Annotated in this window: 5 protein-coding genes and 1 pseudogene; all 6 read left to right on the forward strand. The window is 71.0% G+C overall.

The features are described 5' to 3' along the window. A pseudogene (locus DW309_RS19530) lies at positions 1 to 336 on the forward strand (DNA polymerase III subunit gamma and tau); the annotation flags it as partial. Beyond that, positions 336 to 929 carry a recombination mediator RecR gene (gene recR / locus DW309_RS09865; RefSeq protein ID WP_136032137.1) on the forward strand — a complete coding sequence of 198 codons (594 nt, stop codon included), beginning with the start codon at positions 336 to 338 and terminating at the stop codon, positions 927 to 929. The pseudogene DW309_RS19530 and the gene recR, both read left to right, overlap by 1 nt. Next, positions 926 to 1,855: a DMT family transporter gene (locus tag DW309_RS09870; RefSeq protein WP_136045269.1), complete on the forward strand. Its 930-nt coding sequence runs from the start codon at positions 926 to 928 to the stop codon at positions 1,853 to 1,855. The genes recR and DW309_RS09870 overlap by 4 nt, the downstream gene beginning before the upstream one ends. A gap of 126 nt (positions 1,856 to 1,981) precedes the next feature. After that, positions 1,982 to 3,268 (forward strand): aspartate kinase, encoded by a 1,287-nt coding sequence (locus DW309_RS09875; RefSeq protein WP_136032141.1) that lies wholly within the window; start codon positions 1,982 to 1,984, stop codon positions 3,266 to 3,268. A 179-nt stretch (positions 3,269 to 3,447) separates the two neighbouring features. After that, the gene (locus DW309_RS09880) at positions 3,448 to 4,518 is read left to right on the forward strand and encodes an aspartate-semialdehyde dehydrogenase (RefSeq protein ID WP_136045270.1); all 1,071 of its coding nucleotides are present in this window, start codon (positions 3,448 to 3,450) and stop codon (positions 4,516 to 4,518) included. Between the two features lie 320 nt (positions 4,519 to 4,838). Further along, positions 4,839 to 7,152: fibrinogen-like YCDxxxxGGGW domain-containing protein (locus tag DW309_RS09885; RefSeq protein WP_136045271.1), on the forward strand; the 2,314-nt coding region annotated here is incomplete at its 3' end.

The following is a 7,152-nucleotide window of genomic DNA, read 5'->3' on the forward strand; positions in this document are numbered from 1 at the left end:
CCCGCCCCCGCCCCACCGGGCGACGGTGCCGTGGACCGCGACGAGCCGCCGCTGCCCGGAGACGACGAGGCGCCCGCCTTCGACGACGAGCCGCCCTACGACCCGTCGTACGAGCCGGCGTACGAGCCGCGATCCCCGTCCGCCCCACCAGCGGCGCGCCCCACCGCGCAGCCGTCCAGGGCCGCCGCACCGTCGGTCGCCACCCCGCCCGTCGTGGTCGAGCGCACCCCCGCCGCCGGGGGCGTGCAGCGCTACGGTGAGGCCGTGATCCGCCAGGTGCTCGGAGCGACGTTCCTTCGCGAAGAGCCCTACGAGCCCCCCACGAGGTTCTCCTGATGTACGACGGCATCGTCCAAGAGCTGATCGACGAGTTCGGCCGGCTTCCCGGCATCGGGCCCAAGTCCGCGCAGCGCATCGCGTTCCACATCCTGCAGACGCCCACGTTCGACGTGGCACGGCTGGCCGAGCTGCTCACCGAGATCCGCGTGCGCGTGCGCTTCTGCGAGATCTGCGGCAACGTCGCGGAGCAGGAGCGGTGCGCGATCTGCCGTGATCCCCGTCGCAATCAGGCGCTCATCTGCGTGGTCGAGGATGCGAAAGACGTGGCGGCGATCGAGCGCACGCGTGAGTTCCGTGGCCTGTACCACGTGCTCGGCGGCGCCATCAGCCCGATCGCGGGCATCGGACCGGACGATCTGCGCATCGCACAGTTGATGACGCGCCTCGCCGACGGCACGGTGCAGGAGGTCATCATCGCCACGAACCCCAACCTGGAGGGCGAGGCGACCGCGAGCTATCTGAGCCGGCTGCTCACCACGATGCAGATCACGGTGTCGCGCCTGGCGTCGGGGCTGCCCGTGGGCGGCGACCTCGAGTACGCCGACGAGGTCACGCTCGGTCGTGCCTTCGAGGGGCGGCGCGTGCTGTGACCCCGCACTCCGGCTTCACGCGCCGGGGCTGGCTGCTCTTCGGAGTCATGGCCCTGCTGTGGGGCGTGCCCTATCTGTTCATCAGCATCGCGGTGGAGTCGATCTCCCCGCCGGCGATCGTCGCGGGCCGCACGCTGATCGCGGCGCTGCTGCTGCTGCCGTTCGCGCTGCGCAGCGGAGCCCTGCGCGCGGCGCTCCGGCACTGGCCCTGGGTGCTCGCGTTCGGCGCTGTCGAGATGGCCGGGCCCTTCGTGCTCCTCGGTCACGCGGAGCTGACGCTGCCGTCGGGGATGACGGGGCTCCTGGTCGCGACGGTTCCGCTGTTCGCGGCGCTGATCGCGCTCGGAGGCGGCGACCGCGGCGTGCTGCGCCCCGCCCGGGGCATCGGTCTGCTCGTGGGTTTCGTCGGCGTCGCGATCGTGGTGGCCGGCCCCGGTCTGTTCGGCGGCGACGTGAGTCTGCTGGCGGCGGGTGAGGTCCTGCTGGTCGCGGTGCTCTACGCGATCGCGCCCTTCATCGTGGCGCGAAAGCTGGCCGACGTGCCGTCGCTGGGCACCATCACGCTGTCCCTGCTGATGATCGGCCTCGTCTATCTGCCGATCGGTCTCCTCACACAGCACGAGGTGCCGACGCTGCCCTCGCTCGGGGCGCTGCTCGCCCTGGCGGTGATCTGCACGGCGCTGGCGTTCCTGGCGTTCTTCGCCCTCATCCGGGAGGTGGGGCCGGTGCGCGCTCCGCTGTTCACGTACGTCAACCCGGTGGTCGCGATCGTGCTGGGCGCGATCGTCCTGTCCGAGCCGCTCACGCCGGGTCTGCTGATCGGCTTCCCGCTGATCATCGTCGGCTGCTGGTTCGCCGCGACCGGCGGCCGGCTGCGCCCCGTGCCGCCGCCGTCCTCCACCCCGGCCCCGCCCCTCGCCCTCTAGCGCCCGCGCCCTGCGGTGAGTCGCGCACGCGGTGAAGGGTCCGCGTCCGTCACATGCGCGGTCGGGCATGTGCGCGATCCGTAGAATGAGCGTGGGCGGATCCGCCCGTCATCCCCGGGAGTGAACGTGGCCCTCATCGTGCAGAAGTACGGCGGCTCGTCCGTCGCGAACGCAGAGAGCATCAAGCGCGTCGCCAAGCGCATCGTCGACACCCGTCGTGCGGGCCACGACGTGGTGGTCGCGGTCAGCGCGATGGGCGACACGACCGACGAGCTGCTCGACCTCGCCAACGAGGTGGCGCCGATCCCGGCTCCGCGCGAGCTCGACATGCTGCTGTCCAGCGGTGAGCGCATCTCGATGGCGCTGCTGGCGATGGCGATCCACTCGATGGGCTTCGAGGCGCGGTCCTTCACGGGCAGCCAGGCCGGGATGATCACGGACTCGCAGCACGGCGCCGCGCGCATCGTCGACGTCACGCCGGTGCGGCTCCGTGAGGCGCTCGACGAGGGCGCGATCGTGATCGTCGCCGGGTTCCAGGGCTTCAACCGCGACACCCGCGACATCACCACCCTCGGCCGTGGCGGCTCCGACACCACCGCCGTGGCCCTGGCGGCAGCGCTCGACGCCGACGTCTGCGAGATCTACAGCGACGTCGACGGCATCTTCACCGCGGACCCGCGGGTGATCCCGAGGGCGCAGAAGCTCGACCACGTGTCGAGCGAGGAGATGCTCGAGCTCGCGGCGAACGGTGCGAAGGTGCTCTACATCCGCGCGGTCGAGTACGCACGCCGTCACGGCGTCCTGATCCACGCCCGGTCGACCTTCTCGTCGGCCGAGGGCACGTACGTTCTGGGCGAGGGCATGAAGAACCCTCGCGAAGCCGAGGGAGCAGCCATGGAAGAGCCCATCGTCGCCGGAGTCGCCACGGACTTCAGCCAGGCCAAGATCACGGTCGCGGGCGTGCCCGACGTTCCTGGCAAGGCCGCCGACATCTTCAAGATCGTCGCGAAGTCGGGCGCGAACGTCGACATGATCGTGCAGAACGTGTCGGCCGCGTCCACCGGACGCACCGACATCTCGTTCACGGTGCCGAAGGCGGATGCCACCGCAGCCCTGAAGGCCCTCGCGGGTGAGCAGGCCGAGGTCGGCTTCCTGAACCTGGTGCACGACGACCAGATCGGCAAGCTCTCGGTCGTCGGTGCGGGCATGCGCACGCACTCGGGTGTGTCGGCGACGCTGTTCGAGGCGCTGTCGGAGGGCGGCATCAACATCGAGATGATCTCCACGTCGGAGATCCGCATCTCGGTGGTCCTGCGCGCCGACGACCTGGCCGAGGCGGCCCGCACCGTGCACACCGCCTACGGGCTGGACGGCGAGGCCGAGGCGACGGTCCACGCCGGCACCGGTCGCTGATCCTGCCATCGGCCGTCCGGATCCTGCCGCCGTCGTCACGGCGCCGTCACGCGGGCGGTCGGCCGCTGTCGGCACGGTAGACTCACCGAAACCCTGACACCGGCGCCAGGCGTGGCCTCCGCATCCCGTCGCCGCGCCCGAAGCCTCGTACGCCGTACCGCACGAAGCCAAGGAACCTCATGACCCGCATCTCCGATTCAGGACTCTCCGTCGCCATCGTCGGCGCCACCGGCCAGGTGGGCACCGTGATGCGCGAGATTCTCGCGGAGCGGTCGTTCCCGATCCGCGAGCTGCGCCTGTTCTCGTCGTCGCGATCCGCGGGCACCGCGATCGAGTTCGGCGTCGCGACCGTGATCGTGGAAGACGTGGAGACGGCAGACCCCGCGGGCATCGACATCGCCCTGTTCTCCGCCGGCGCGACCGCGAGCCGTGCCTACGCGCCGCGGTTCGCCGAGGCGGGCGCGGTCGTGGTCGACAACTCGAGCGCGTGGCGGATGGACCCCGAGGTCCCGCTCGTGGTGAGCGAGGTCAACCCGCACGCGATCGACGCCCGTCCGAAGGGCATCATCGCCAACCCGAACTGCACCACGATGGCGGCCATGCCGGTGCTCAAGGCGCTCGACGCCGAGGCCGGGCTCGAACGGCTCATCGTCTCGACGTATCAGGCGGTCTCCGGCTCCGGTCTCGCCGGCGCCCAGGAGCTGCTGGGCCAGGTCGAGGGCGTGCTGGCTCAGGGCAACACCCTGGAGCTGGTGCACGACGGTTCTGCCGTCGACTTCCCGGAGCCCGAGAAGTACGTGGCACCGATCGCGTTCGACGTCATCCCGTTCGCGGGCAACCTCGTCGACGACGGTGACAACGAGACCGACGAGGAGAAGAAGCTCCGCAACGAGAGCCGCAAGATCCTCGAGCTCCCGGGTCTGCGCGTGGCGGGGACGTGCGTGCGGGTGCCGGTGTTCACGGGTCACTCCCTCTCGATCAACGTCGAGTTCGCGCGGGACATCACGCCCGAGCGCGCGCGCGAGGTCCTGAGTGCGGCCCCCGGGGTCGTGCTCGATGAGGTGCCGACGCCCCTGCAGGCCGCGGGCAAGGACCCGAGTTTCGTCGGTCGCATCCGCGCCGACCAGTCCGCGCCGGAGGGCAAGGGGCTCGTGCTGTTCCTCAGCAACGACAACCTCCGCAAGGGAGCCGCGCTGAACGCGGTGCAGATCGCCGAGGTACTCGCGGAGCGCCTCGCCCCCGTGCGCTGACCCGGGGCGCGGGACCGTCCCGCCCACGGGGACAGCGGGACCTGACCGTCATCGCATATCGGCATGCTCAAGGATCGAACCGCTCGGCAGGTAACGTGTTAGCCGGCCGGGGTCGCCGCTCCGCGCATCCGCGGGTCCCGACGGAGACCTCCTAGCCGGGCCGTCCCGATCGGGGCGGCTCCTGGTCGTCCCTCCGCGGGGGCGCAGGCGCCGCGGCGCGTGCGCGCGGAGGGGCGTGGATTCTGGGGGTAGGACGAATGGGTCTCGATCGGAGATCACGGGGGGCACGATTCCGTCGTGCCCTGGCGACTGCGGCCGCGGTGACGGCGACCATCGCGGGCTCGCTGGTGGTCGGGGGTGCGCCGGCGTCTGCGGCGGCGGCTCCCGATGGCCTGACGCAGGAGACGGCCGCAGCGTCGTGCTGGGAGGTGAAGCAGAACGATCCGACCGCGCCGGACGGCGTGTACTGGCTGGTGACTCCGCGGCTCGTGGCGCCACAGCAGTTCTATTGCGATCAGACCACCGGCGGAGGCGGGTGGGTGCTCATCGGCCGCGGCCGCGAGGGGTGGAAGGAGGGCTACAACGGTGTGGGAACACCCGAGCAGGTCCGCGACACCCCGGCGGGCACTGCGGCGTTCGCGCCCGCGCAGCTGTCGTCGAAGACGATCGACGGGTTGCTCGACGGCGGTCGCGTCGACGCGCTGCAGGAGGGCGTGCGTGTCCGTCGCGCGCTCGACACGGCGGGTTCGGCGTGGCAGGAGGTGCGCTTCTCCTTCGCCAACCGCGACCGCTGGGTGTGGACGATGGGCGGCGGGCACGTCCTCACGTCGTTCTCCTTCAAGAACCCGGGGGAGCGGTCGAAGACCACCGGCAGCGGCGGGACGTCGGCTGTGTTCGGCGTCGACACCGGCACCAAGCGCGTCCGCTTCGAGGAGGGCGATCTGCCGTACCGCTTCCGCAACGGCTGGTCGTTCGGGGCGCAGGTGTCGGGGAACGAAGACCCGTCGTCGTACCTGTGGGCTCCGGCGGGCACGAGGGGCAAGGCGCGCCCCTTCGCCCAGGTGTTCCTTCAGCCGAAGCTCATGACCAGAGACCTCGACTACGGCACGATCGGGTCCCAGGGTGCTCCGGCCATCACGCAGTCCGCGATTCCCAACAGCAACGCCATGACCACCACGTGGGGTGTCGCCGGGCTCGCCAACGGGCTGTCCGGGGAGGCGAACACCGAGGTGGCGTCCTTCGGCGAGGCGGGCGGCAACGTGTTCGTCGGCGGGAACTTCGCCACGGTCCAGCAGTCGGAGGCGGGCGCCGGTCAGGTGGCGCAGCCCTACCTCGCCGCGTTCGCCCTCGGCACGGGCGCGTGGGTCTCGTCGTTCCGGCCCGTCCTGAACGGGCAGGTGAAGGCGATCGCCGGTCTTCCCGACGGGCGGGTCGCCATCGGCGGCCAGTTCTCGACGGTGAACGGCGTTCCGCAGGCCGCGATCGCCTTCCTCGACCCGGCGACCGGGCAGCTGTCCGGTCCGCAGGTCGTCGCCGAGCATCGGGCGGCGGGGGCGGTGCCGTACGTGCGGGACTTCGACGTGCAGGGGGACTACCTGTATGTCGCCGGTTCGTTCACCCACCTTCGGGCGGCCTCGTCGACCGTCAGCGCGAGCGCGTGGGACGGGGGCCGGATCGACCTCACGACCGGACGGCCGGACACGGCCTGGAATGCCAACCTCAACGGCACGAGCATGTCCGTGGACGCGTCGGCGGCCGGCGATCGTGCGTACTTCGCCGGCTACTTCACCATGCAGGGGGCGATCACGACCACCAGCGCTGCGGCCCTGCAGACCACGGCGGGTGCCGCCGGTGTCACGCCGCACTGGACGCCGACGTTCAGCAGACCGATGTACGACGCCGCGGGGAACCCCACGGGGTGGGTCTATCAGAACGCGGTGACCGAGACGGGCGGTCGACTGTGGCTCGGCGGATCCCAGCACTCCCTGTTCTCCTACGACCGCACCGACTTCCGCCTGATCAGTGGAAACGTCACGCTGAAGGGTGGCGACTTCCAGACGATCGCCCAGAACGCGGACTCGACCCTCATCGCCGCCGGGTGTCACTGCGGTGATTGGGTGTATGAAGACGCCTACACGAACCCGGAGACGCCGACGACTGCCTCGGAGATCGACGACATGTCGTTGATCGGCGTCTGGGACGCGGTGACGGGTCGACACGTGTACGAGTTCGCGCCCGATCTTCAGGCGCGCGAGGGGCACGGTGCCTGGGCCTCGTTCTTCGACAGCACGGGTGTGCTGTGGGCGGGTGGCGACATCACCCGCTCGGTCCGTGCGGGTGGTTCCCGGCAATGGTCCGGTGGTTTCGTGCGGTTCGCTCCGAGGGACTCCGTCGCCCCCGCCGTGCCGACGGGCCTCACGGTCACCCCGGCCGGCGGGGCGACGACGTTGACGTGGAACCGCATCTCGGATTCGAGCTCGGTCACCTACGAGGTGCTGCGCGGCAACCGCGTGATCGCGTCGACGACGGCGGCGAGCTACACGGCGCCGGCGTCGTCGGAGGCTGCGACGTACTACGTCCGGGCGCGGGATGCGGCGGGCAACCGCTCCGCGACCACGGCGGGTGTCGCCGCGG

The sequence above is a fragment of the Microbacterium sp. K41 genome (genome assembly GCF_004794395.1).
GTDB lineage: Bacteria > Actinomycetota > Actinomycetes > Actinomycetales > Microbacteriaceae > Microbacterium > Microbacterium sufflavum.